Below are 24,399 nucleotides of genomic sequence, written 5' to 3' on the forward strand. Positions count from 1 at the left end.
TAATAAACAATATAACGATATGTGCAGGGTTTTCCCAGCGCCAATTGGCGGTAACCAGATGAGGATCAAAAGGGAGAGATAAAAAGGGAGGGATAAAAAAACGCCCGGCGAAACCGGGCGTCAGGAAATCAGTTTTTTTGCTGGCCGCGATCTTTATGACCGACGCCGGAGAAGATGTTGAACACTTCGCCCAGACCGTATATCAGACCGAGGATGATAGCCATCACCACCGGGACCATGACCACGGCAAAAACCAGACTTTTCAATAGCTCTAACATAGTTGGCTCCAGAAAGTACGAATGCTTAAGTGTAACCGTTTCAGCAGGAAAAACACGCCCCATTTGTGCGATGCCTCGCCGACTACCGCCAGAGAACTATCTTGCAAGATGCCCGCTATCGGTCACAATACCCTTTTTGCCAGGATATTATTATGCAGGCCGAAATTCTCCTCACCCTGAAATTACAGCAGCGCCTGTTCGCCGACCCTCGCCGCATCTCCCTGCTGAAGCAAATTGACCAGACGGGTTCCATTAGCCAGGGCGCGAAAAATGCCGGCATCAGCTATAAAAGCGCGTGGGATGCCATTAATGAAATGAATCAGCTGAGCGAGCAGGCGCTGGTTGACCGCGCCACCGGCGGTAAAGGCGGCGGCGGCGCGGTGCTGACCCGCTACGGCCAGCGGCTGATCCAGCTTTACGACCTGCTGGCGCAGATTCAGCAGAAAGCGTTTGACGTCCTGAGCGACGACGACGCCCTGCCCCTCGACAGCCTGCTCGCCGCCATCTCCCGCTTCTCCCTGCAAACCAGCGCCCGTAACCAGTGGTTTGGCACCATCACCGGCCGCGACCATCAGCAGGTGCAGCAGCACGTTGAGGTTTTGCTGGCCGACGGCCAAACCCGCCTAAAAGTCGCGATCACCGCCCGAAGCGCCGAACGGCTCGGCCTGGATGAAGGCCAGGAGGTGCTGGTTTTGCTGAAAGCGCCGTGGGTCGGTATGACCCAGGACCCGACCGTGGCGGCAGAGGCCGACAACCAGCTGACGGGACGGATCGACCATATTGAATACGGGCCGGAGCAGTGCGAAGTGCTGATGGCGCTGCCGGACGGTCAGAACCTGTGCGCAACCCTGCCGTGGGAGCAGACCGAAGGGCTGGCTGAAGGCGCCGAGGCGATCGCCTATTTCAATGCCGACCGCATCATTATTGCCACCTTGTGCTGACGGGATTGACATTGCCCGCCTGAAGACGTATCCCTGAAGCATATTGCTGCAAAAAGTGGGATACACAATGTCATCATTGCAAATATCGCAAGGCACGTTCCGCCTGAGCGACACAAAAACGTTAAATATTGAACACCTCACCGTTGGCGCTGGCGAAAGCTGGGCCTTCGTCGGTAGCAACGGCAGCGGTAAATCCGCGCTGGCCCGCGCGCTATCCGGCGAACTCACCCTGCTCTCCGGCGAGCGTGAAAGTGATTTTACCCGCATCACCCGCCTCTCCTTTGAACAGCTACAGAAGCTGGTCAGCGACGAGTGGCAGCGCAACAACACCGATCTGCTCAGCCCGGGTGAAGACGACACCGGCCGCTTTACTCATGAGATAATCCAGGATGAGTATAAGGATGCCGCCCGCTGCGCGCATCTTGCCGGGTTGTTTGGCATTTCCAGCCTGCTGCAGCGCCGTTTTAAATATCTCTCTACCGGCGAGACGCGCAAAACGCTGCTGTGCCAGGCGCTGATGGCGAAGCCGGATTTACTGATCCTCGATGAGCCTTTCGATGGCCTTGACGTGGCCTCCCGCCACCAGCTGGCCGAGCTGCTGGCGACCCTGCACGGCGAGGGCATCGCTCTCGTGCTGGTGCTCAACCGGTTCGACGAGATCCCCGCTTTCGTCCAGTTTGCCGGCGTGCTGGCGGACTGTACACTAAGCGAAATCGGGGAGAAGCAGACCCTGCTGCAGCAGGCGCTGATCGCTCAGCTGGCCCACAGCGAGCAGCTTGACGGGATCGCACTGCCGGAGCCGGATGCCCCCGCCGCCCGCCACTCTCTGGTTGCCGATACGCCGCGCATTATCCTCAACGACGGGGTGGTGTCCTATAACGACCGGGCAATCCTCAATCACCTGAGCTGGCAGGTCAATCCCGGCGAGCACTGGCAGATAGTCGGGCCCAACGGCGCCGGGAAATCGACCCTGCTCAGCCTGATAACCGGCGATCATCCGCAGGGATACAGCAACGATCTGACCCTGTTTGGCCGCCGTCGCGGCAGCGGTGAAACCATCTGGGATATCAAAAAGCATATCGGCTACGTCAGCAGCAGCCTGCACCTGGAGTATCGCGTCAGCACCACCGTGCGCAACGTCATTCTGTCGGGCTATTTCGACTCGATAGGCATCTATCAGGCCGTTTCCGATAAGCAGCGCAAGCTGGTGCAGACCTGGCTGGATATTCTGGGTATCGACGGCCGCACCGCCGACGCCCCGTTCCACAGCCTGTCGTGGGGCCAGCAGCGCCTGGCGCTGATTGTGCGCGCGCTGGTGAAACACCCGACGCTGCTGATCCTCGACGAGCCGCTGCAGGGGCTCGACCCTCTTAACCGCCAGCTGGTACGCCGCTTTGTTGACGTGCTGATTAGCGAAGGGGCAACCCAGCTGCTGTTTGTCTCCCACCACGCCGAGGATGCCCCGGACTGCATCACCCACCGCCTCGAGTTTATCCCCAGTGGAGACGATTACACTTATCGAATCGGTCCGCTGGCAAAATAGGCCAATTCAGGGATCTGCGGATCCCTGAATTTTTTCAGAAAAAGTTCACAAATAACAACTAAACTCATGTTTTAAAATGATAATAATTTAAATATAGCGTTTATGTATTTTAGTGTAAGCGATACCACCAATTTGGTCTGTGTCACACTTTTTCGTTCTTTGATATGCTATCGTCTTCACATACGATAAGCCTATTGGAGCGAGTCATGAAAGTATTGGTTACAGGTGGTAGCGGTTACATTGGAAGTCATACCTGCGTGCAGCTGCTGCTGCAGGGGCATGAAGTGATTATTCTCGACAACCTCTGCAACAGTAAGCGCAGCGTACTGCCGGTGATTGAGCGTCTTGGCGGGAAAAAAGCGACCTTTGTTGAGGGCGACATCCGCAATGAAGCGTTGATGACCGAGATCCTGCACGATCACGCCATTGAGGCGGTGATCCACTTTGCCGGGCTGAAAGCCGTCGGCGAATCCGTCGCCAAACCGCTGGAATACTACGACAATAATGTGACCGGCACATTAAAATTAGTTGCCGCCATGCGCGCCGCCGGCGTCAAAAACTTTATTTTCAGCTCCTCCGCCACCGTCTACGGCGACCAGCCAAAAATCCCTTACGTTGAAAGCTTCCCGACCGGCACGCCGCAAAGCCCGTACGGCAAAAGCAAGCTGATGGTCGAGCAAATTCTTGCCGACCTGCAGAAAGCTCAGCCGGACTGGAGCATTGCGCTGCTGCGCTACTTCAACCCGGTTGGCGCTCACCAGTCCGGCGATATGGGCGAAGACCCGCAGGGCATCCCTAACAACCTGATGCCGTACATTGCGCAGGTGGCGGTGGGTCGTCGCGAATCGCTGGCGGTATTCGGTAACGACTATCCGACCGAGGATGGCACCGGCGTGCGTGACTATATCCACGTCATGGACCTCGCGGACGGGCACGTTGCGGCGATGGAAAAACTGGCCGGTAAGTCAGGCGTGCATATTTATAACCTTGGTGCAGGCGTAGGCAGCAGCGTCCTTGACGTCATTAATGCCTTCAGCAAAGCCTGCGGCAAACCGATTAACTACCACTTCGCGCCGCGTCGTGAAGGCGATCTCCCGGCCTACTGGGCTGACGCCGAAAAGGCCGACCGTGAACTGAACTGGCGCGTCACGCGCAACCTTGACGAGATGGCACAGGACACCTGGCACTGGCAGTCCCGTCATCCGCAGGGTTACCCAGACTAAGGAACCGTCATGAGCGTATTTAACCCCGTCGACCATCCGCACCGTCGCTATAACCCGTTAACCGGGCAGTGGATTTTGGTTTCCCCGCATCGTGCCAAGCGCCCCTGGCAAGGGGCGCAGGAGACGCCGGCAAAACTGACCTTGCCCGCGCACGATCCGGATTGTTTCCTGTGCCCGGGTAACACCCGCGTCACCGGTGATACCAACCCGAACTACGCCGGTACGTACGTGTTTACTAACGACTTTGCGGCCTTGATGACCGATACCCCGGACGCACCGGAAAGCGACGATCCCCTGATGCGCTGTCAAAGCGCGCGCGGGACCAGTCGGGTCATCTGCTTCTCGCCAGACCACAGCAAAACGCTGCCTGAGCTGAGCGTTGAAGCGCTGGAAGGCGTGGTTAAAGCGTGGCAGGAACAGACGGCCGATCTCGGCCAGCACTACCCGTGGGTGCAGGTGTTTGAGAATAAAGGCGCCGCGATGGGCTGCTCCAACCCGCATCCGCACGGCCAGGTCTGGGCCAACAGCTTCCTGCCGAACGAAGCCGAACGCGAAGATCGCCTGCAGAAAGCGCACTACGCCGACTACGGCACGCCGATGCTGGTAGATTACGCCCGGCGTGAGCTCGCCGACGGCAGCCGCACGGTGGTCGAAACTGAACACTGGCTGGCCGTCGTTCCCTACTGGGCGGCCTGGCCATTTGAGACCCTGCTGCTGCCGAAGGCGCACGTCCTGCGCCTGACCGATTTAACCGACGCCCAGCGCACCGATCTTGCGCTGGCGCTGAAAAAGCTGACCAGCCGTTACGACAACCTGTTCCAGTGCTCATTCCCCTACTCGATGGGCTGGCACGGCGCGCCGTTTAACGATGAAGACAATAATCACTGGCAGCTTCACGCCCACTTTTATCCGCCGCTGCTGCGTTCCGCTACGGTACGCAAATTTATGGTCGGCTACGAAATGCTGGCCGAAACCCAGCGTGACCTGACGGCGGAACAAGCCGCCGAGCGTCTGCGCGCGGTCAGCGACGTTCATTTTCGCGAATCCGGAGAATAACAATGAGTCTGAAAGAGAAAACCCAAGCCCTGTTTGCCGAGAAATTTGGCTACCCTGCCAGCCACACCATTCAGGCTCCGGGCCGCGTTAATTTGATCGGCGAACATACCGACTATAACGACGGCTTCGTGCTGCCCTGCGCCATTGACTATCAAACGGTCATCAGCTGCGCGCCGCGCACCGACCGCGTGGTACGCGTGATTGCCGCCGATTATGAAAATCAGTACGACGAGTTCTCGCTGGATGCCAAAATTATTAGCCACGATACCCAGCAGTGGTCCAACTACGTGCGCGGCGTGGTGAAGCATCTGCAGAAGCGCAGCGGCCATTTCGGCGGCGCGGATCTGGTGATTGCCGGAGACGTCCCCCAGGGGGCCGGCCTAAGCTCCTCCGCTTCGCTGGAGGTTGCCGTCGGCACCGTATTCCAGCAGCTCTATCATCTGCCGCTGGACGGCGCGCAAATCGCGCTGAACGGCCAGGAGGCGGAAAACCAGTTCGTCGGCTGTAACTGCGGCATAATGGACCAGCTGATCTCCGCGCTGGGCAAGAAGGACCACGCTCTGCTGATTGACTGCCGCACGCTGGGCACCAGGGCCGTCTCGATGCCGAAAGGCGTGGCGGTGGTGATCATCAACAGTAACTTTAAACGCACCCTGGTCGGCAGCGAATACAATACCCGCCGCGAACAGTGTGAAACCGGCGCGCGCTTCTTCCAGCAGCCGGCGCTGCGTGACGTCACCCTTGCCGAGTTCAACGCCGTGGCCGCGGAGCTGGATCCGATCGTTGCTCAGCGCGTTCGCCACGTGCTGACCGAAAACGCCCGTACCGTCGAAGCGGCGACCGCGCTGGAGAAAGGCGACCTGAAGCGGATGGGCGAGCTGATGGCGGAATCCCACGCCTCGATGCGCGATGATTTTGAAATCACCGTCCCGCAAATTGACGCCCTGGTTGAGATCGTTAAAGCCACCATCGGCGACAAAGGCGGCGTACGCATGACCGGCGGCGGCTTCGGCGGCTGCATCGTCGCCCTGGTACCGGAAGAGCTGGTGGATACCGTTCAGCAGGCCGTTGCCGCACAGTATGAAGCGAAAACCGGGATTAAAGAGACCTTCTACGTTTGCAAACCTTCCCAGGGAGCCGGCCAGTGCTAAATCAAACCACAGAACGCGCGCCGGACGGCCAGCCGTGGCGACTCATTACCCTGCGCAACGACGCCGGAATGGTAGTCACGCTGATGGACTGGGGCGCTACGCTGCTCTCCGCCAGGGTCACTCTGGCTGACGGCAGCGTCCGCGAAGCCCTGCTCGGCTGCGCCTCGCCGCAGCAGTATACCCGCCAGGCGGCCTTTCTCGGCGCCTCGGTCGGCCGCTATGCCAACCGCATCGCCAACAGCCGCTTTATGCTCGATGGCCATACCGTCAACGTGGTGCCGTCTACTGACGCCGGCCACCAGCTGCACGGCGGGCCGGACGGATTTGATAAGCGCCGCTGGCAGATAGTCAGCGCCGACGAGCGTCAGGCGCTGTTTTCACTCTCTTCCGCCGACGGCGACCAGGGATTCCCGGGGGCTTTGCAGGCTACGGCGCACTATCGCCTGACCGACGATAACCGTATTGCCATCGAATACCGCGCCACCGTCGATCGGCCCTGCCCGGTGAATCTGACCAACCACGTCTACTTTAACCTTGATGGCCAGCAGACCGACGTTCGCCAGCATCGGCTGCAGCTCTTCGCCGACCGCTATTTGCCGGTAGAGAGCGACGGGATCCCCGGCGGCGATCTGCGCGACGTGGCCGAAACCAGCTTTGACTTCCGCGAGCCTCAGCTGCTGGCGGAGCGTTTCCTGAGCGATGACGATCAGCGCAAGGTGAAAGGCTACGATCATGCGTTTCTGCTGCAGGCGCAGGGCGACGCAGGCCAGCCGGCGGCTCACCTGTGGTCGCAGGATGAAAAGCTGCAGATGACGGTCTACACCTCCGCCCCGGCGCTGCAGTTCTATTCCGGCAACTACCTCGGCGGCACGCCGTCGCGCACGGAGCAGCCGTACGCCGACTGGCAGGGCCTGGCGCTTGAAAGCGAATTCCTGCCCGACTCGCCAAACCACCCGCACTGGCCGCAGCCGGATTGCGTATTGCGCCCGGGCGAGGAGTACGTCAGCCTGACGGAATACCAGTTTATCGCCAGATAATCCCCCCGCCCTCCTGATGGAGGGCTTTTTTTCGCCACTTTGGCGTAAATTGCGCCACCTTCAGACAAAAATATAACCGCTGATTTACAAGCATCTTACACTGAGCCACTATTTTCGCTATGGTTAGGGATAAGCGTTGCCGTGAGGTAAATCACAGCAATATAATGAGAATAGTTATCAATCAATAAACGCATACACCGCAGCGTTCGGGTTGTATCGATTCGGCCACTGAGTGAGTCCCGCAAAACATAGCTAACTATGCGCGCAGGATGAACAGGGCGGCCGCTGAGCCACAGCGCGAAGGACGGCGTGTTGTATTGAGGAGTGAGAGAATGGCTGTAACTAAGCTGGTACTGGTCCGTCACGGCGAAAGCCAATGGAACAACGAAAACCGTTTCACCGGTTGGTACGATGTCGATCTGTCCGAGAAAGGCGTGGGTGAAGCAAAAGCGGCAGGTAAACTGCTGAAAGAGGAAGGCTTCAGCTTCGACTTCGCTTATACCTCTGTGCTGAAACGTGCCATCCATACCCTGTGGAACGTGCTGGACGAACTGGATCAAGCCTGGCTGCCGGTTGAGAAATCCTGGAAACTGAACGAACGCCACTACGGCGCGCTGCAGGGTCTGAATAAAGCTGAAACCGCTGAAAAATACGGTGACGAGCAGGTTAAGCAGTGGCGTCGTGGTTTTGCCATTACGCCGCCGGAGCTGACCAAAGACGACGAGCGCTTCCCGGGCCACGATCCGCGTTACGCGAAGCTGACCGATGCCGAGCTGCCGGTAACCGAAAGCCTGGCGCTGACCATCGAGCGCGTGGTGCCTTACTGGAATGAAACCATTCTGCCGCGTCTGAAAAGCGGCGAGCGCGTTATCATTGCCGCTCACGGTAACTCCCTGCGTGCGCTGGTTAAATACCTCGACAACATGGGTGAAGAAGAGATCCTCGAACTGAACATCCCGACCGGCGTACCGCTGGTGTATGAGTTTGACGAAAACTTCAAGCCGATCAAACACTACTATCTGGGCAACGCTGATGAAATCGCGGCAAAAGCGGCGGCAGTAGCGAACCAGGGTAAAGCGAAGTAATTTTCGCTGGCATAAAAAAAGCGTGGATTGCTCCACGCTTTTTTTTGTTCTTCATTCCGCCCACGCTTCGCGCACGGACGGCGAACGGTACTATCCGCGGCGGGCTTTCACCGCATTCGCCAGCTGACGCAGGATGGTATCGGTGTCTTCCCAGCCAATGCAGGCATCGGTCACGCTCTTACCGTAGGTCAGCGGCTCTCCGCTCTCCAGGCTCTGGCTCCCTTCCACCAGATGGCTTTCAATCATCACGCCCATAATCGCCTGCTCGCCGCCGGCAATCTGCTGGCAAACGTCGCTACCCACGTCCATTTGTCTCTTAAACTGTTTGCTGGAGTTGGCGTGGCTGAAATCAATCATGATCTGCACCGGCAGACCCGCTTTCGCCAGCCCGACCTTCACTTCAGCAACGTGCTTCGCGCTGTAGTTCGGCTCTTTGCCCCCGCGCAGGATGATATGGCAGTCGCTGTTGCCGCTGGTGTTCACAATCGCCGAATGACCCCACTTGGTCACCGACAGGAAGCAGTGCGGCGCCCCGGCGGCATTAATCGCATCAATCGCGACTTTAATCGTCCCGTCGGTGCCGTTTTTAAAGCCAACCGGGCAGGAGAGGCCTGAGGAGAGCTCGCGGTGAACCTGAGATTCGGTGGTACGCGCGCCGATTGCGCCCCAGCTCATCAGGTCAGCCACGTACTGAGGCGTGATCATATCAAGGAATTCGCCCGCCGCCGGCAGCCCGCTGTCGTTAATTTCCAGCAGCAGCTTACGCGCAATGCGCAGGCCGTCGTTGATGCGGAAGCTGTTATCCATGTGCGGATCGTTGATAAGCCCCTTCCAGCCGACGGTAGTGCGCGGTTTCTCGAAATAGACGCGCATCACCACTTCCAGCTCGCCTTTCAGCTCTTCTCGCAGCGTCAGCAGGCGCTCAGCATACTCTTTCGCCGCAGCCGTATCGTGAATTGAGCAGGGCCCAATCACCACCAGCAGGCGATCGTCGTTGCCCTTGAGGATCTGGTGGATCGCTTTACGAGCATGCGCAACGGTGTTAGCAGCATTTTCGGTCGCGGGAAACTTTTCGAGAAGCGCAACGGGAGGGAGTAATTCGTTGATCTCTTTAATGCGTAAATCGTCGTTCTGATAATTCATTTTCTTTCCAGCTCTGCCATCTTATCTATTTAAATGCAATCCCTCCAATCTATCTCTTCGTTCAAAAAGTGTAAACGTGATTTTACAGTGACGACAGATTAATCCTGAAAATAGATTAAAATTCGCAATAAAGAAGCGAAAAACAGGCCATGAGCTACAATTTTTAACTGTTAAGAGCAATCTTCACGCCGCTAATCAGTATTCCGTGCTGATGTAACTTATTGATGTGAAGCTTTTAACCATAGAGCGCGAGCGAGCGCTGGCACATGCACTGTTGGAAGAGGTTATCCGACATATCGACCATAACAGGAGCATCCTATGAAAATGACCATCCTCACCCCACTCTTTTTAGCCGCCACCCTTGGCCTGAGCAGCGCCGCCGCGCTGGCTGCAGATACCGGCGCCCAATCCAACAACGGACAGGCCAACGCCTCCGCTGATGCCGGGCAGGTCGCACCTGATGCCCGCGCCAACGTCGCGCCAAACAAGGTTGATAACGACAAGATTAACTCTGGCGACAAGATGCTTAACTCCGACGGTTCAACCATGAACCATGACGGGATGACCAGCGACGAAGCGCATAAAAACGCGATGTGCAAGGATGGCCGCTGCCCGGAAAGTACCCCGAGCGATAACGGCAGCAAAACGGACGGGACGACACAGTAGCATCCACGCCTGAAATAAGGGCTGAAAATAAGGGGAGCCGAGGCTCTCCTTTTTTATTTTATTCACCGAAAATCGGTATGATGTCATACAGTAATAATGATAATAATCAGGGGATGACACCATGGCGCACTCGCATACTTCAGCTCAGCAGCCGCAGGATAATAACGCTCGCCGCCTGCTGCTGGCCTTTATCATTACCGCCGGCTTTATGGTGGTTGAAGCCATTGGCGGTGCGCTCTCAGGCTCTCTGGCGCTGCTGGCCGACGCCGGGCATATGCTCACCGACTCCGCCGCCCTGCTCTTCGCCCTGCTGGCCGTCCGTTTTGCCCGCCGCCCGCCCAACGCCCGCCATACCTTCGGCTGGCTGCGTCTGACGACCCTCGCCGCCTTCGTCAACGCCATCGCGCTGGTGGTGATTACCATTCTTATCGTATGGGAAGCGATTCAGCGTTTTAACCATCCGCAGCCCGTCGCCGGGGCGCCGATGATGGCGATCGCCGTTGCCGGGCTGCTGGCCAATATTATGGCCTTCTGGATCCTTCACCGCGGCGGCGAGGAGCGCAACCTTAACGTTCGCGCCGCGGCGCTGCACGTGCTGGGTGATTTACTCGGTTCGGTAGGGGCGATCGTCGCCGCAATAGTGATTTTAACCACCGGCTGGACCCCGATTGACCCGATTCTGTCGGTGCTGGTGTCATGCCTGGTACTGCGCAGCGCCTGGCGCCTGCTGCAGGAGAGCCTGAACGAACTGCTGGAAGGCGCGCCGCGTTCGCTGGATGTTGAAGGCCTGAAGCGTGATTTACGCCGCTCGGTGGCCGAAGTCCGCGACGTGCATCATGTCCACGTCTGGCTGGTCGGAGAAAAAACGGTGATGACGCTGCACGTCCAGGTCGTCCCGCCGCACGATCACGACGCCCTGCTGAATCGTATTCAGGAATTTTTGCATCACAAGTATGACGTTGAGCACGCAACCGTGCAGATGGAGTATCAGCCCTGCAGCGGCCCGGAGTGCCGCCTTAACATGGCTCACTCCGGACACGCCCATCAGCATCATCATTAGCGAGAAAACGCGTGAGAACCCCGCTCACGCGCGCTGTTGATCCACATCCGGCTACCGTTGAGCGCAATAAAGGTCAGCAGCAGGTATTCCAGCGACATCGCATAGACGCCCTGGCGCGCAAAAATGACCACGCTGATCACGTTAATGATCACCCACAGTAGCCAGTTCTCAACGTATTTGCGGGTCATCAGGATCATGGCGGCTATCGACAGCACCATCATGCAGGAGTCCCAGAACGGGAAGGCATCCGGCTGTAGCGCCGGCATGGCGACCTGCAGCCCCAGCCCCTGCATTAGCGTCACCGCCACCCGCGTCAGGAATGCGAACACCGGATCGATAAATACCGTCATCAGGCCAATCGCCACCACGCACGCCGCCAGCCAGCCCAGCGCTTTGGGCAGCGGTAGCCAACGGATTTGCAGCGCGGCCTCATGGCTGCTGGTCTGCCGCGACCATGCGTACCAGCCGTAGACGTTCGCCACGAAGAAAAATACCTGCAGCAGCAGGCTGGCATAGAGCTGGATCTGGAAGAAGATAATGGCAAACAGGGTGACGTTAATCAGCCCAAAGGCATAGTTGCCGATCTTTTCCAGACTCGCCAGCCAGATGCACAGCAGACCGGCAATCGTCCCGACGGCCTCAATCCACGAGAGGTCGTATCCCCCGGCGCCAATGGGTATATGTACCAAAATATTCTGCGTACTTAAAAAATCCATCTTATCCCCAGAGCGTATTGCACGCGTTGTCGGTTATCCCCGTAGTGTAGCCGCAAAATCCAGCATTCTGTTAAGCGGGATTAATGCGCCGGTCCGCAGCTGCTCGTCAACCTGAATCTCGTGCGCTGCGCCGCCGTGCTCGAGGCCTTCTGCAATCGCCTTCAGGCCGTTCATCGCCATCCACGGGCAGTGGGCGCAGCTGCGGCAGGTAGCGCCTTCACCGGCCGTCGGCGCCTCCAGCAGCTCTTTCTCCGGTACCGCCTGCTGCATTTTATAGAAGATGCCGCGATCGGTGGCGACAATCAGCTGGCGCTGAGGCAGCGTTCTCGCCGCATTGATCAGCTGACTGGTAGAGCCGACGGCATCGGCCATATCGACAATTGACTGCGGCGATTCCGGATGGACCAGCACCGCGGCCTCAGGGTACAGCGACTTCATTCTGCTCAGCGCCTGGGTTTTAAATTCATCGTGAACAATACAGGCGCCCTGCCAGCACAGGACGTCTGCGCCGGTCTGTTTTTGCACGTAGTTGCCCAGATGGCGGTCCGGCGCCCAAATGATTTTTTCGCCCAGGCTATCAAGATGCTCAATCAGCTCAACCGCAATGCTGGAGGTCACCACCCAGTCAGCGCGGGCCTTAACCGCCGCGGAGGTGTTGGCGTAGACCACCACGGTGCGGTCAGGATGCGCATCGCAAAATTGATTGAACTCATCGATGGGGCAGCCGAGATCGAGGGAGCACTCGGCGTGGAGCGTCGGCATCAGGATTTTTTTTTCCGGACTGAGGATTTTTGCCGTTTCCCCCATGAAACGCACGCCGGCGACCAGCAGCGTGGATGCCGGGTGCCGGGCGCCAAAGCGCGCCATTTCAAGCGAGTCGGCGATGCAGCCGCCGGTCTCTTCCGCCAGCTGCTGAATTTCGGGGTCGGTATAGTAGTGGGCAACCATTACCGCATCGCGTTCGCGCAGCAGGCGCTTTATCTTTTCGCGATAAAAGTGCTTTTCATCGCGGCTTAACGGCATCGGCTTGGGGGGAAAAGGATAAATCGCCGTTTCAGGGTCAAACATTACGCTCATCTTGCAATCTCGTTTTACTGGCTTAACTCAAAGACCGTTAAAATGCCTTCACGCGGCACCGGGACGGCCGTAGTGTTTTATATGCTAAACAAGATAGCCGATTGTACAGAAAATGTCGTGGGGAATTTATCCGTGGGAAAAGGGATAACGCTGCGGGTTGAAGCTTGTATATCGCGAAGAGCAAAAAGGCGGCTATTGCGTTGGTGGGTCGTGCAGGATATCACTCGTCTCATCCTGAGACTCGCCCTGCGGGTCGCCACAAGTGGCGATTTTGTCGAACGTGCTGTAGGTTCGAATCTTATATATCGCAGATAGTAAAAAGGCGCCTTTAGGGCACCTTTTTAGATTGGTGGGTCGTGCAGGATATCACTCGTCTCATCCTGAGACTCGCCCTGCGGGTCGCCACAGGTGGCGATGCAAAATCGCTCCCGGCGATTTTGTCGAACCTGCAGCAGGTTCTCATCCAGCACGAATTGGAAATAGCAAAAAGGCGCCTTTAGGGCGCCTTTCTACATTGGTGGGTCGTGCAGGATTCGAACCTGCGACCAATTGATTAAAAGTCAACTGCTCTACCAACTGAGCTAACGACCCCTTGCGGGTTTACTACTTTAATCATTCAGGCCGGTGGGTCGTGCAGGATGACTCGGCTTTGCCTCGCCCTACGGGCCGTTGCTGCGCAACGTTATCCTTCACTGTCTCTACCGGTAAATACCTTAAGCGTTGGTGGGTCGTGCAGGATTCGAACCTGCGACCAATTGATTAAAAGTCAACTGCTCTACCAACTGAGCTAACGACCCGCTCGGGTACTACCTGAATCATTCTTCACTCGGCACTCGGCACTCGGCACCAATAAAATTGGTGGGTCGTGCAGGATGACTCGCTTGCGCTCGCCCTACGGGCCATTGCTGCGCAATGTTATCCTTCACGCTTAACATCTGAGTAAGACGTTAAAATTGGTGGGTCGTGCAGGATTCGAACCTGCGACCAATTGATTAAAAGTCAACTGCTCTACCAACTGAGCTAACGACCCGAGTGGTGGGTGATGACGGGATCGAACCGCCGACCCCCTCCTTGTAAGGGAGGTGCTCTCCCAGCTGAGCTAATCACCCGATACTACGCTGGATACTGCTACTAATTAACTTAGTCATTAATTAGTGGTGGGTTGTGCAGGATGACTCGGCTGCGCCTCGCCCTACGGGCCGTTGCTAATGCAACGTTATCCTTCACGTTTTACTATCGCGTTCCACCAGAACGATTGGTGGGTCGTGCAGGATTCGAACCTGCGACCAATTGATTAAAAGTCAACTGCTCTACCAACTGAGCTAACGACCCACTTTTTTTATCGCTTCAGGCTTGTTCGATATCCCTTGGCAACGGCGGCATATATTACTGATTTAAGAATTCAGCGCAACAAGTATTTCGATAAAAAACATCTGACTGCTTAGGATTCATGCGACACGACCAGAAATACTGCAATTTCTGGTCATGGCATAATCAGCCGAGAGCGTTAAGGCGTTTCTGAGCTTGTTTCGCGCCATCGGTCCCAGGAAATTTACCGACCACCTGCTGGTAAACGGCCTTCGCTTTTGCGGTATCACCTTTGTCCTGCATGATCACGCCGACTTTAAACATCGCATCCGGCGCTTTTGGGGATTTAGGGTAATTCTTCACCACCGAAGCAAAATAGTAGGCCGCATCGTCTTTTTTCCCCTTGTTGTAATTCAACTGACCGAGCCAGTAGTTGGCGTTCGGTTGATACGTTGAATCCGGGTACTTTTTGACGAAATTCTGAAACGCAGCCATCGCATCGTCCTGGCGGGACGAATCCTTCACCAGCGCAATAGCGGCGTTGTAATCAGTATTGGCATCTCCGGTCAGCGCCGGAGCGCCGGAGTTCGCCGCTGGAGCCGCCGTAGCGGCCGCTGCGCCCTGCGCGTCGTCGGACGATGCCGCCGGCGCCTGTGCATCCGGCGTAGCCCCACCGCTGCTCATACCGTTAATTTGCAGCAGGATCTGTTTCTGGCGCTCAACAACCTGATTAAGCTGATACTGACTTTCCTGAATCTGACCGCGCAGGGAATCAATATCGTTCTGGTTATCGGAGAGCTGTTGCTGAAGCTGAGTTAAAAGCTGACTGTGAGCGTTAGAAATACGCTCGAGTTGAGTGACGCGGTCTTCGACCGAGCCTGAGCCGACACTACTGATTGGCGCCTGAGCAAAAGCGGCCCAGGGGGCCGCTATGCCAACCAGTAACGACAGACTCAACAGATGATGTCTGAAGTTACTGCTCATGCAATTCTCTTAGTAAACCAGTACGGCGCGACGGTTTTTGGCGTAAGCCGCTTCGTCGTGGCCCAGTACTGCAGGTTTTTCTTTACCGTAAGAAACGATGGAGATCTGGTCAGCAGAAACACCTTTGCCCTGCAGATACATCTTAACGGCGTTAGCACGACGCTCACCCAGAGCGATGTTGTATTCCGGAGTACCGCGCTCATCCGCGTGACCTTCAACGGTCACTTTATAGGACGGGTTGCTACGCAGGAAGTTAGCGTGCGCATCCAGCATTGCAGCGAAGTCAGAACGGATATCGTACTTGTCCAGATCGAAGTAAACGATGTTGTTCTGCTGCAGCTGCTGCATCTGCAGACGAGCCTGCTCTTCGGAAGACATGTTGCCGCCGTTAGCGTTAGCATCCATACCAGTGCCGGCACCCAGCATGCCTTCACCGCTCTGGTCGTTGCTGGCGTTCTTGTTGGAAGAACACGCCGCGATTGCCATAACCGGCAGAGCGATCATCAGCCCTTTCAGCACTTTGTTCAGTTGCATTTCTTTGATTCCTTTAATAATCAATTATTTATTATCACAGATACGGAGACCAGGCAGGGAATTTTACCTGTCCATCAGTCGCCGGAAGACGCGCTTTGAAACGCCCATCTGTAGAAACCAGATTCAGCACGGATCCCATCCCCTGAGAAGAGCTGTAGATTACCATAGTGCCGTTAGGTGCCAGACTTGGCGTTTCGTCCAGGAACGTTGACGACAGAACTTGTACGCCACCCGCTACCAGATCTTGTTTGGCAATGTGCTGCTGGCCGCTGGCCGAGCTCACCATTACCATAAATTTACCGTCACTGCTGACGTCCGCATCCTGGTTCTGCGAACCTTCCCAGGAAATACGCTGCGGAGTACCGCCGCCAACGCTGACTTTGTACACCTGCGGACGACCGGCCTGGTCAGAAGTAAAGGCCAGGTTTTGACTGTCCGGGAACCAGGTTGGTTCGGTGTTGTTGCTACGACCGTTGGTCACCTGACGAATCTGACCAGAGCCCAGATCCATCACGTACAGGTTCAGGCTACCGGTTTTCGACAGCGCGAAGGCCAGCTTGCTGCCGTCCGGCGAGAACGCCGGCGCGCCGTTATGCTGCGGGAACGAGGCAATCTGACGCACCGCGCCGTTAGCCAGGGTCTGAACGACCAGCGCAGAACGACCGCTTTCGAAGGTAACGTAAGCCAGCTTAGAACCGTCCGGAGACCATGCCGGAGACATCAGCGGCTGCGGCGAACGGTGGACAACAAACTGGTTGTAGCCATCGTAGTCGGAAACGCGCAGCTCATAAGGGAACTGGCCGCCGTTGGTCTGTACAACGTAAGCAATACGGGTACGGAACGCGCCCTTAATAGAGGTCAGCTTCTCAAATACCGCATCGCTGGCGGTGTGACCCGCATAGCGAAGGTACTGTTTAGTCACCTTATAAGAGTTTTGTGCCAGAATCGTCCCCGGCGCACCGCCGGTGTCAACCAGCTGGTAAGCAACGTTGTAAGAACCGTCCGGGTTTGGCGTGACCTGACCTACGACCACGGCGTCAATACCCAGCGCGGACCATGCGGCAGGTTGAACTTCCTGCGCGGTTCCCGGCTGTTGAGGCAGACGCGAGCGATCCAGCGGGTTGAATTTACCGCTGTTGCGCAGGTCAGCCGCCACCACACCGCCAATATCTTCAGGTGCAGCACCCGGTCCGGCCCACTGGAACGGTACAACGCCGATCGGGCGTGCCGAGTCCACCCCTTGGGTGATCTCGATACGTACTTCTGCGTGCAGCACAGCTGCCCACAGCATTAAAAAACCAAATGCTACTCGTAATGCCTGCTTCATCATATCTCCCTTATCCGGGCGGAAGGCCCACGATAATTTAGCAGAATGTTAACAAACTCAAATACACAAAACTACCAAAACCCGGTAACAACCATAGATTGTTTTGCCCCGTTTTCACGGGGAAAACTATCACAGTTTAAAGTCTAGTTTGGCATCTTTTACTTTCTCATAAACTGCCTGGCTAGGTGGTTTCGGAATCCTCGCCGTTTTGGCCGCAGTCAATGCTGCCTGGCAAAGAGCCGGATCCCCACCTTCCTGTTGTATATCAAGCAATTGCCCATCAGGACCCAGCTTGATATGCAGCACACAAGACTTTCCTGCATACAAATCAGCACCGTACAATCGGCTCTGAATAGCATTACGAATCTGCGACGCGTAGCCGCTGATATCTGCGCCAGACGCCCCGCCGTTGCTGCCCGAGGTGCCGGTTGAGTTCGACGGCTGCCCCTGACCTTTCGCTCCGCCACCTTTCGGCGCATTCTTACCCGAACTCAGATCGCCGAGCAGGTCGTCAACGCCGTCAGCTTCTTTCGCTGCCGCGGCTTTCTTCGCGGCGGCGGCTTTACCGGCTGCGGCTTTCGCTGCGGCGGCCTTAGCAGCCTTATCCGCGGCCGCTTTTTCGGCGGCTGCAGCTTTGGCGGCAGCGGCTTTCTCCGCTTTTTCTGCTGCTGCGGCTTTATCAGCCGCGGCCTTTTCAGAGGCGGCCTTTTCAGAGGCGGCTTTGGCTGCAGCCGCTTTCTCTGCGGCTTTCTCTGCCGCAGCCTTCTCGGCGGCGGCCTGTTTAGCCGCGTCCTGCTGGGCTTTCTTCTCAGCCTGCTGCTGCGCTTTTTTAGCCGCATCGGCTTCAGCTTTCTTCTGCGCGTCTGCCGCAGCTTTCGCCTCGGCCTTCTTCTGCGCGTCAGCTGCGGCTTTCGCCGCTTCAGCTTCCGCCTGCTTTTTCGCATCGGCGGCGGCCTTGGCTGCCGCAGCTTCCGCTACTTTAGCCTGGGCATCAGCCTTCGCTTTTGCATCGGCAGCGGCTTTCGCCGCCGCTTCCTGCGCTTCTTTCGCCTGAGTGTCAGCTTGCGCTTTCGCCGCTGCAGCCGCTTTCTCTGCCGCCTCTTCAGCCTGCTTCTGCTGTTCTTTCGCTTCTTTAGCCGCTTCCTGAGCCTGCAGACGATCCTGCTCCAGCTGCTTCAGGCGCTCCTGCTCTGCGGCTTGTTTTTCACGCAGCTCTTCGGCCTGCTGCTGAGCCTGCTTTTCGCGTTGCTCCGCGGCGCGGCGCGAACTGGCCTGCTGCTGCTGCTGACGGTTGTAGTTGTTAACGACCGCCCCAGGATCGACCATCACCGCATCAATGGAAGAGCCTCCTCCTCCACCGGACGAAGTATCCAGATGCTCATCGAACGAACTCCAGATCAGCAGCGCGATCAGAATGATGTGCAGCACGACTGAAACTATGATGGCTCGTTTAAGCTTGTCGTTTTGTTCGGTTGCCTTTGACACTATCGGTTCCCAAAAACTGTTCGCCTGTTCCCGCTTTTCTCGCAGGCGACGAGCCTGTTTATCTCGTCGCCTGCGTCCGGCGGGCGCACATATCTGAAGCGATTAAATAGGCTTGGTCATTAAGCCAACCGATTTAACCCCTGCGCTATGCAACAGGTTAAGCGCTTTAATAATTTCATCGTAAGGTACGTCCTTCGCACCGCCGATCAGGAACACCGTTTTCTCATTGGCCTCGAGTCGGCGCTTCGCTTCGGCAATAACCTGCTCCGGCGGCAGCTGCGACAGCGTTTCCTGGCCAACTTTCACGCTGTACTGCCCGACGCCGGAAACTTCAACGATCACCGGCGGTTCGTCGTTGCTTTTAACCGCCTGCGATTCGGTAGCATCCGGCAGGTCGACCTCTACGCTCTGCGTAATGATCGGCGCTGTTGCCATAAAGATCAGCAGCAGCACCAACAAGACATCCAGCAGCGGAACGATGTTGATCTCGGACTTCAGTTCGCGACGTCCGCGTCCACGTGCTCTGGCCATGGCTTACCCCTTATTGCTTTCGCTGCTGGTAAACGCCTGACGGTGCAGAATCGCGGTGAACTCTTCCATAAAGTTGTCGTAGTTCAGTTCAAGTTTGTTCACCCGCTGGTTCAAACGGTTATAGGCCATTACCGCCGGGATTGCTGCAAACAGGCCGATTGCCGTGGCGATAAGCGCTTCGGCGATACCCGGCGCAACCATCTGCAGGGTCGCCTGCTTCACCGCACCAAGGGCGATAAAGGCATGCATAATCCCCCAAACGGTACCAAACAGGCCGATATACGGACTGATGGAGCCGACGGTTCCGAGGAACGGGATATGCGTTTCCAGGGTTTCCAGCTCGCGGTTCATGGAGATACGCATGGCGCGCGATGCCCCTTCAACCACCGCCTCTGGCGCATGGTTGTTTGCGCGATGCAGACGAGCAAACTCTTTGAAACCACTATAGAAAATCTGTTCCGAACCGGCCAGGTTATCGCGACGCCCCTGGCTTTCCTGGTACAGGCGAGAAAGCTCAATACCCGACCAGAACTTGTCTTCAAAGGCCTCAGCCTCGCGGGTTGCGGTATTGAGGATACGCGTTCTCTGAATAATGATAGCCCAGGAAGCGATAGAAAAACCAATCAAAATCAACATGATAAGTTTAACCAGAAGGCTGGCCTTCAGGAACAAATCAAGGATATTCATGTCAGTCACTGCTTAAACTCCGCGACAATAGACTTGGGAAGCGCACGAGGCTTCATTAAGAGTGGATCAACGCACACAATGAGAACCTCAGCTTCGTTTAACACTGTATTCTCGGCGTTGACGATTCGCTGCGTGAAGACCAAAGAGGTGCCTCGCATCGAAGATATTTCCGTCTGGATTTCGAGCATGTCGTCGAGTCTGGCGGGCGCAAAATATTCAAGCGTCATTTTGCGAACCACGAAGGCAACTCGCTCAGCCAACAAAACCTGCTGACTGAAGTGATGGTGGCGCAGCATCTCTGTACGTGCTCTTTCATAAAAAGCGACGTAGCTGGCGTGGTAAACCACACCACCGGCATCGGTATCTTCGTAGTAGACCCGAACCGGCCATCGAAACATATACTTATTCATTCCTGCTGCCTCTTTGTTGGCTTCGTCCACTCACGCCAGTCACTTACTCTTGTAAGCTCCCGGTGATTTGCGTACCTGCCGCCGCGATGCATTGAGAATGCCGTTGTATATCGCGTTGTGTTCACTTTACATCCCGGTAATGCAAAAAAAGATTAGTGCTTTCAAACTTCGCTACTATACGCGCGGGAATCGTGGTTTGGAATGGGAGAAAGTAAACGGCGAGTAAATTTTTATGGGCTTATGCAAGCCCATGAGGTTACCAGAGTTCTCTTATACTCTTATCTTTCAAAAGAAGAAAAAGAAAAGCCCGGTTATGAGGACAATATCAGCGATAAGTGGACAGAAAATCCCCTGCCAGAAAACGGCGCGCGGACGAAAGCCCACGCCGTGGATAACGCCGGCACAAACGGCCCACATCAGCAGGAAACCATGCCAGATTTCAAGCTCGCTGGTTTTCGCCGCAAAGCGCGACGGATCCCAGAAAATGCAGCCCGCCAGCAGCAGCGCCATCACCAGAGAAAGCGCCCTGAGCGGGCGCTTATCCATTATCGCATAGATATATTTTATCATTCGTGTTGCCTCCTTGTTGGCTGCGTCCGCTTACCCCAGTCGCTTACCTCAGTAAGCTCCCGGGGATTCCCTGGCTTGCCGCCTCGATGCAACCCGACTGATTTCGTATATCGCGTTGCGATAACTCTCATCAGTGTTCTTCTTTACCTGCTTTGGTGGCTTCCACGTGCTCAAGCGCCAGCGCGGTGATAACCCCAAAAGCACAGGCAAGAAGCGTTCCCAAAATCCATGCGAAATACCACATATATATAGCTCCTTACCTTAGTACAGCGAGTGGGTGTTCTTTTCGATGTCTTCTCTGGTGATGCGGCCAAACATTTTCCAGTAACACCAGCTGGTGTAGCCCAGAATAATCGGCACGAAGACAATCGCCACATAGGTCATCAGGTTCAGCGTCAGCTGGCTGGAGGTCGCATCCCACATGGTCAGGCTAACGTTCATCATCGTGCTGGACGGCATGATGAATGGGAACATAGCGATACCCGCAGTCAGGATGATACACGCCAGAGTGATGGAGGAAGAGACAAACGCCAGAGCGCCCTTCTCCAGCCGTGAGGTCAGAATAGTCAACAGCGGCAGCACGACGCCCAGCGCAGGGATGGCCCACAGCGACGGCATGTTGTTGAAGTTGACCATCCACGCACCGGCCTGACGCGCCACTTCTTTCGTCAGCGGGTTAGACGGCGCTGCGCGGTCGATAACCGAGGTCACCACGTAACCATCGATACCGTAGACCACCCAAACGCCTGCCAGCAGGAAGCAGACCAGCGTGACCAGTGCCGCAACCTGTGAGGTGACGCGAGCACGCAGGTGCAGTTCACCGACGGTACGCATCTGCAGGTAGGTCGCGCCCTGGGTCAGGATCATCGCCACACTCACTACGCCGGCCAGCAGGCCAAACGGATTCAGCAGCTGGAAGAAGTTACCCGTGTAGTACAGGCGCATGTATTCATCCAGGTGGAACGGCACGCCCTGCAGCAGGTTACCGAACGCCACGCCGATCACCAGCGGCGGCACGAAGCTACCGATGAAGATGCCCCAGTCCCACATGTTACGCCAGCGGGTGTCCTCAATCTTCGAGCGGTAGTCGAAACCAACCGGACGGAAGAACAGAGACGCCAGCACCAGAATCATTGCCACGTAGAAGCCGGAAAACGCCGCGGCATAGACCGTCGGCCAGGCAGCAAACAGCGCGCCGCCCGCGGTAATCAGCCATACCTGGTTTCCGTCCCAGTGTGGAGCAATGGAGTTGATCATGATTCGACGCTCGGTGTCGTTACGACCGAGGAAGCGGGTGAGCATGCCCACCCCCATGTCGAAGCCATCGGTGACGGCAAAACCAATCAGCAGAATGCCGATCAGCAGCCACCAGATTAAACGCAATACTTCATAATCGATCATTTGACGACTCCTGTCTTAGCGTGCCGGCTGAGTAGTCGCGGAAGACTGCTCAAAATGGTAGCGACCGGTTTTCAGGCTGCTTGGGCCACGGCGTGCGAATTTGAACATCAGGTACAGCTCCGCCACCAGGAACAGGGTGTACAGACCGCAAATCAGCAACATCGAGAAGATCAGGTCAGCGGCGGTCAGCGAGGAGTTCGCCACCGCGGTCGGCAAGACCTCACCTATCGCCCACGGCTGACGGCCGTATTCAGCAACGAACCAGCCGGATTCGATGGCAATCCACGGCAGCGGAATAGCGTAAAGCGCGATGCGCAGCAGCCATTTTTTCTCGCCGACCTGATTGCGGATAACCGTCCAGAAGGAGGCCGCAATAATACCCAGCATCAAAATGCCGCAGGCAACCATGATACGGAAGGCAAAGTACAGCGGAGCCACGCGAGGGATCGAGTCCTTCGTTGCCAGCGCAATCTGAGCTTCCGTCGCGTCGGAGACGTTCGGCGTATAGCGTTTCAGCAGCAGCCCGTAGCCAAGGTCTTTCTTGACGCTGTTGAATTCGTCACGAACGGCCTGATCTTTCGAACCAGCACGCAGCTCTTCAAGCAGGGTGTAGGCCTTCATGCCGTTGCGGATACGCGCTTCGTGCTGAACGAGCAGCTCTTTCAGACCGGTAACCTGCTTATCCACGGAACGGGTGGCAATAATCCCCAACGCATACGGAATTTGAATCGCGAAGCGGTTTTTTTGCGCATCCTGATCGGGAATACCAAACAGGGTGAAGGCGGCCGGTGCCGGCTGCGTTTCCCATTCGGCTTCGATAGCCGCGAGTTTGGTCTTCTGCACGTCGCCCATTTCGTAACCGGACTCATCACCGAGAACGATAACGGAGAGAATAGCGGCCATACCGAAGCTTGCCGCGATGGCAAAGGAGCGTTTAGCGAAGGCGAAGTCGCGACCGCGCAGCATATAGTAGGAGCTGATGCCCAGAACGAACATCGCGCCGCAGACGTAACCAGAGGCGACGGTGTGGACAAACTTCACCTGAGCAACCGGGTTCAACACCAGCTCGGAGAAGCTGACCATCTCCATACGCATGGTTTCGAAGTTGAAGTCCGAGGCGATCGGGTTTTGCATCCAGCCGTTAGCCACGAGGATCCACAGTGCGGAAAGGTTGGACCCCAGAGCCACCAGCCAGGTTACCGCCATGTGCTGTACTTTGCCCAGACGATCCCAGCCGAAGAAGAACAGACCGACAAAGGTAGATTCGAGGAAGAAGGCCATCAGCCCTTCAATGGCCAGCGGCGCACCGAAGATATCGCCCACGTAGTGAGAGTAATAAGACCAGTTTGTCCCGAACTGGAACTCCATGGTCAAACCGGTTGCTACACCCAGCGCAAAGTTGATACCAAACAACTTGCCCCAGAATTTGGTCATATCTTTATAAATCTGTTTGCCGGAAAGGACGTAAACCGTTTCCATGATGGCCAGCAGGAACGCCATACCGAGCGTCAGTGGCACAAAAAGGAAGTGGTACATCGCGGTCAAGGCAAACTGTAAGCGCGACAGTTCGACTATATCTAACATCATGACTCCTTGCTCATCGCATGAAGACTCCGAGAGTGAACCCCGTTAGAAAGGGTCACACACATGCCCCAATACAAATTTATTTGCGCCTTTTCGCCGTACCCTTTCTTCCTGAGAGGAAACGGTAATGGAGAAAAGTTACAAACATGTTAAAAAAACACCCAAATTGATCCCGTGGTTATATTACGCTGCAAATCCCTTACAATAAATAGGTTTTTATTGAGATAAATTTGCGCTTTTCGACAGCGATCAATTTATAGCGAAAATACCGGTTTTCGGCCAATTTGATCGGCGACAATTTAACTCCATTTCTCATTTTTTTCCAACAGTTAAACATTGATTTAAATCAATTTTCATTTTGAATGTTAATTATGTTTACTATGTGCAACGCTAGTAAACGATAGGTTAAAGATATGTTTTGCGAAGGTGTCATCAGTTACTGAAAATGATAGTCGATTTATTTAAAGCCGGATCGTCTTTTAAGCGGAAGGGACAATGCCGGGACGGGAGACTATCGGCAAATAATGCCGCATAGCTCACGGATTTTTTTTATCAAGTTATTGCCCGTTTATTTTCAACTTATTTTATTTATCATTGTTTTT

24 protein-coding genes, 5 tRNA genes and 1 other RNA gene are annotated in these 24,399 nt (G+C 56.0%); 9 read left to right on the plus strand and 21 right to left on the minus strand.

The window, feature by feature from the left end; all coding sequences use genetic code 11:
- Positions 1–128: 128 nt before the first annotated feature.
- A complete protein-coding gene (locus HCK03_RS18770) occupies positions 129–278 on the minus strand; it encodes an AcrZ family multidrug efflux pump-associated protein (RefSeq protein ID WP_041144659.1) in 150 nt (49 codons plus the stop codon).
- A 152-nt stretch (positions 279–430) separates the two neighbouring features.
- Between HCK03_RS18770 and modE the strand changes: the two genes are divergently transcribed.
- The 7 genes from modE (at position 431) to gpmA (ending at position 8,314) form a co-directional block, all read left to right on the plus strand.
- Positions 431–1,219 carry a molybdenum-dependent transcriptional regulator gene (gene modE / locus HCK03_RS18775; protein WP_167692034.1) on the plus strand — a complete coding sequence of 263 codons (789 nt, stop codon included), beginning with the start codon at positions 431–433 and terminating at the stop codon, positions 1,217–1,219.
- Between the two features lie 67 nt (positions 1,220–1,286).
- On the plus strand, positions 1,287–2,762 hold the full coding sequence (modF, locus tag HCK03_RS18780) for a molybdate ABC transporter ATP-binding protein ModF (RefSeq protein WP_167692035.1): 1,476 nt from the start codon (positions 1,287–1,289) through the stop codon (positions 2,760–2,762).
- 206 nt (positions 2,763–2,968) lie between these two features.
- Positions 2,969–3,985, plus strand: coding sequence for a UDP-glucose 4-epimerase GalE (galE, locus tag HCK03_RS18785; protein ID WP_041144656.1), 1,017 nt, complete (start codon positions 2,969–2,971; stop codon positions 3,983–3,985).
- 9 nt (positions 3,986–3,994) lie between these two features.
- Positions 3,995–5,041 (plus strand): galactose-1-phosphate uridylyltransferase, encoded by a 1,047-nt coding sequence (gene galT / locus HCK03_RS18790; RefSeq protein WP_115193293.1) that lies wholly within the window; start codon positions 3,995–3,997, stop codon positions 5,039–5,041.
- Between the two features lie 2 nt (positions 5,042–5,043).
- Positions 5,044–6,192, plus strand: a complete 1,149-nt coding sequence (galK, locus tag HCK03_RS18795) for a galactokinase (RefSeq protein ID WP_041144654.1) — start codon at positions 5,044–5,046, stop codon at positions 6,190–6,192.
- On the plus strand, positions 6,186–7,229 hold the full coding sequence (galM, locus tag HCK03_RS18800) for a galactose-1-epimerase (RefSeq protein WP_132511658.1): 1,044 nt from the start codon (positions 6,186–6,188) through the stop codon (positions 7,227–7,229). The genes galK and galM overlap by 7 nt, the downstream gene beginning before the upstream one ends.
- Positions 7,230–7,561: 332 nt before the next feature.
- Positions 7,562–8,314 (plus strand): 2,3-diphosphoglycerate-dependent phosphoglycerate mutase, encoded by a 753-nt coding sequence (gene gpmA / locus HCK03_RS18805; protein ID WP_041144652.1) that lies wholly within the window; start codon positions 7,562–7,564, stop codon positions 8,312–8,314.
- A gap of 90 nt (positions 8,315–8,404) precedes the next feature.
- Here the strand turns inward: gpmA and aroG are convergent, their stop codons facing one another.
- Positions 8,405–9,457 (minus strand): 3-deoxy-7-phosphoheptulonate synthase AroG, encoded by a 1,053-nt coding sequence (gene aroG, locus HCK03_RS18810; RefSeq protein ID WP_167692036.1) that lies wholly within the window; start codon positions 9,455–9,457, stop codon positions 8,405–8,407.
- Between the two features lie 318 nt (positions 9,458–9,775).
- Between aroG and HCK03_RS18815 the strand changes: the two genes are divergently transcribed.
- Both HCK03_RS18815 and zitB read left to right on the plus strand, forming a co-directional pair.
- Complete coding sequence (locus HCK03_RS18815) at positions 9,776–10,123, plus strand: YbgS-like family protein (RefSeq protein WP_041144650.1); 348 nt, start codon at positions 9,776–9,778, stop codon at positions 10,121–10,123.
- Positions 10,124–10,244: 121 nt separating this feature from the next.
- Positions 10,245–11,183 (plus strand): CDF family zinc transporter ZitB, encoded by a 939-nt coding sequence (gene zitB / locus HCK03_RS18820; protein ID WP_041144649.1) that lies wholly within the window; start codon positions 10,245–10,247, stop codon positions 11,181–11,183.
- Here zitB and pnuC read toward each other — a convergent pair.
- The 19 genes from pnuC to cydA all read right to left on the minus strand — a co-directional run bounded on the left by pnuC (position 11,180) and on the right by cydA (position 23,797).
- Positions 11,180–11,899, minus strand: a complete 720-nt coding sequence (gene pnuC / locus HCK03_RS18825; RefSeq protein WP_041144648.1) for a nicotinamide riboside transporter PnuC — start codon at positions 11,897–11,899, stop codon at positions 11,180–11,182. The two genes, zitB and pnuC, sit on opposite strands and share 4 nt — an antisense overlap.
- Before the next feature lie 33 nt (positions 11,900–11,932).
- On the minus strand, positions 11,933–12,976 hold the full coding sequence (nadA, locus tag HCK03_RS18830; protein ID WP_134525433.1) for a quinolinate synthase NadA: 1,044 nt from the start codon (positions 12,974–12,976) through the stop codon (positions 11,933–11,935).
- A 347-nt stretch (positions 12,977–13,323) separates the two neighbouring features.
- Positions 13,324–13,460: non-coding RNA, RtT sRNA (locus HCK03_RS18835), on the minus strand.
- Between the two features lie 31 nt (positions 13,461–13,491).
- Positions 13,492–13,567, minus strand: a tRNA-Lys gene (locus tag HCK03_RS18840).
- A 130-nt stretch (positions 13,568–13,697) separates the two neighbouring features.
- Positions 13,698–13,773 (minus strand) — tRNA-Lys (locus HCK03_RS18845).
- Positions 13,774–13,930: 157 nt separating this feature from the next.
- A tRNA-Lys gene (locus HCK03_RS18850) sits at positions 13,931–14,006 on the minus strand.
- Positions 14,007–14,009: 3 nt separating this feature from the next.
- Positions 14,010–14,085 (minus strand) — tRNA-Val (locus HCK03_RS18855).
- A gap of 147 nt (positions 14,086–14,232) precedes the next feature.
- Positions 14,233–14,308, minus strand: a tRNA-Lys gene (locus HCK03_RS18860).
- Positions 14,309–14,470: 162 nt separating this feature from the next.
- Positions 14,471–15,268, minus strand: coding sequence for a cell division protein CpoB (cpoB, locus tag HCK03_RS18865; protein ID WP_167692037.1), 798 nt, complete (start codon positions 15,266–15,268; stop codon positions 14,471–14,473).
- A gap of 9 nt (positions 15,269–15,277) precedes the next feature.
- A complete protein-coding gene (gene pal, locus HCK03_RS18870; RefSeq protein ID WP_004859700.1) occupies positions 15,278–15,802 on the minus strand; it encodes a peptidoglycan-associated lipoprotein Pal in 525 nt (174 codons plus the stop codon).
- A 34-nt stretch (positions 15,803–15,836) separates the two neighbouring features.
- The gene (gene tolB, locus HCK03_RS18875; RefSeq protein ID WP_041144645.1) at positions 15,837–17,129 is read right to left on the minus strand and encodes a Tol-Pal system beta propeller repeat protein TolB; all 1,293 of its coding nucleotides are present in this window, start codon (positions 17,127–17,129) and stop codon (positions 15,837–15,839) included.
- Between the two features lie 129 nt (positions 17,130–17,258).
- Complete coding sequence (gene tolA / locus HCK03_RS18880; protein WP_167692038.1) at positions 17,259–18,614, minus strand: cell envelope integrity protein TolA; 1,356 nt, start codon at positions 18,612–18,614, stop codon at positions 17,259–17,261.
- 102 nt (positions 18,615–18,716) lie between these two features.
- Complete coding sequence (gene tolR, locus HCK03_RS18885; RefSeq protein WP_015367661.1) at positions 18,717–19,145, minus strand: colicin uptake protein TolR; 429 nt, start codon at positions 19,143–19,145, stop codon at positions 18,717–18,719.
- Between the two features lie 3 nt (positions 19,146–19,148).
- Positions 19,149–19,841 (minus strand): Tol-Pal system protein TolQ, encoded by a 693-nt coding sequence (gene tolQ, locus HCK03_RS18890; RefSeq protein ID WP_115193300.1) that lies wholly within the window; start codon positions 19,839–19,841, stop codon positions 19,149–19,151.
- Entirely contained in the window at positions 19,838–20,242 is a 405-nt protein-coding gene (gene ybgC / locus HCK03_RS18895) for a tol-pal system-associated acyl-CoA thioesterase (RefSeq protein ID WP_041144642.1), read from the minus strand. The genes tolQ and ybgC overlap by 4 nt, the downstream gene beginning before the upstream one ends.
- Before the next feature lie 285 nt (positions 20,243–20,527).
- A complete protein-coding gene (gene ybgE, locus HCK03_RS18900) occupies positions 20,528–20,812 on the minus strand; it encodes a cyd operon protein YbgE (protein ID WP_041144641.1) in 285 nt (94 codons plus the stop codon).
- A gap of 130 nt (positions 20,813–20,942) precedes the next feature.
- Entirely contained in the window at positions 20,943–21,056 is a 114-nt protein-coding gene (gene cydX, locus HCK03_RS18905; protein ID WP_004100325.1) for a cytochrome bd-I oxidase subunit CydX, read from the minus strand.
- A 17-nt stretch (positions 21,057–21,073) separates the two neighbouring features.
- Positions 21,074–22,213, minus strand: a complete 1,140-nt coding sequence (gene cydB / locus HCK03_RS18910; protein ID WP_167692039.1) for a cytochrome d ubiquinol oxidase subunit II — start codon at positions 22,211–22,213, stop codon at positions 21,074–21,076.
- A gap of 15 nt (positions 22,214–22,228) precedes the next feature.
- Positions 22,229–23,797, minus strand: coding sequence for a cytochrome ubiquinol oxidase subunit I (cydA, locus tag HCK03_RS18915; RefSeq protein ID WP_041144639.1), 1,569 nt, complete (start codon positions 23,795–23,797; stop codon positions 22,229–22,231).
- Between the last annotated feature and the right edge of the window lie 602 nt (positions 23,798–24,399).

The organism is Klebsiella terrigena (genome assembly GCF_012029655.1).
In the GTDB taxonomy this organism is placed as follows: domain Bacteria; phylum Pseudomonadota; class Gammaproteobacteria; order Enterobacterales; family Enterobacteriaceae; genus Klebsiella; species Klebsiella terrigena.

Coding starts and splice junctions, on each gene's coding strand:
- ybgE (WP_041144641.1), bottom strand. CDS start 20,812: ATGATAAAATATATCTATGCGATAATGGATAAGCGCCCGCTCAGGGCG.
- cydA (WP_041144639.1), bottom strand. CDS start 23,797: ATGTTAGATATAGTCGAACTGTCGCGCTTACAGTTTGCCTTGACCGCG.
- tolB (WP_041144645.1), bottom strand. CDS start 17,129: ATGAAGCAGGCATTACGAGTAGCATTTGGTTTTTTAATGCTGTGGGCA.
- galK (WP_041144654.1), top strand. CDS start 5,044: ATGAGTCTGAAAGAGAAAACCCAAGCCCTGTTTGCCGAGAAATTTGGC.
- pnuC (WP_041144648.1), bottom strand. CDS start 11,899: ATGGATTTTTTAAGTACGCAGAATATTTTGGTACATATACCCATTGGC.
- cydX (WP_004100325.1), bottom strand. CDS start 21,056: ATGTGGTATTTCGCATGGATTTTGGGAACGCTTCTTGCCTGTGCTTTT.
- tolR (WP_015367661.1), bottom strand. CDS start 19,145: ATGGCCAGAGCACGTGGACGCGGACGTCGCGAACTGAAGTCCGAGATC.
- cpoB (WP_167692037.1), bottom strand. CDS start 15,268: ATGAGCAGTAACTTCAGACATCATCTGTTGAGTCTGTCGTTACTGGTT.
- cydB (WP_167692039.1), bottom strand. CDS start 22,213: ATGATCGATTATGAAGTATTGCGTTTAATCTGGTGGCTGCTGATCGGC.
- pal (WP_004859700.1), bottom strand. CDS start 15,802: ATGCAACTGAACAAAGTGCTGAAAGGGCTGATGATCGCTCTGCCGGTT.
- nadA (WP_134525433.1), bottom strand. CDS start 12,976: ATGAGCGTAATGTTTGACCCTGAAACGGCGATTTATCCTTTTCCCCCC.
- ybgC (WP_041144642.1), bottom strand. CDS start 20,242: ATGAATAAGTATATGTTTCGATGGCCGGTTCGGGTCTACTACGAAGAT.
- galT (WP_115193293.1), top strand. CDS start 3,995: ATGAGCGTATTTAACCCCGTCGACCATCCGCACCGTCGCTATAACCCG.
- zitB (WP_041144649.1), top strand. CDS start 10,245: ATGGCGCACTCGCATACTTCAGCTCAGCAGCCGCAGGATAATAACGCT.
- HCK03_RS18815 (WP_041144650.1), top strand. CDS start 9,776: ATGAAAATGACCATCCTCACCCCACTCTTTTTAGCCGCCACCCTTGGC.
- galE (WP_041144656.1), top strand. CDS start 2,969: ATGAAAGTATTGGTTACAGGTGGTAGCGGTTACATTGGAAGTCATACC.
- modE (WP_167692034.1), top strand. CDS start 431: ATGCAGGCCGAAATTCTCCTCACCCTGAAATTACAGCAGCGCCTGTTC.
- gpmA (WP_041144652.1), top strand. CDS start 7,562: ATGGCTGTAACTAAGCTGGTACTGGTCCGTCACGGCGAAAGCCAATGG.
- modF (WP_167692035.1), top strand. CDS start 1,287: ATGTCATCATTGCAAATATCGCAAGGCACGTTCCGCCTGAGCGACACA.
- aroG (WP_167692036.1), bottom strand. CDS start 9,457: ATGAATTATCAGAACGACGATTTACGCATTAAAGAGATCAACGAATTA.
- HCK03_RS18770 (WP_041144659.1), bottom strand. CDS start 278: ATGTTAGAGCTATTGAAAAGTCTGGTTTTTGCCGTGGTCATGGTCCCG.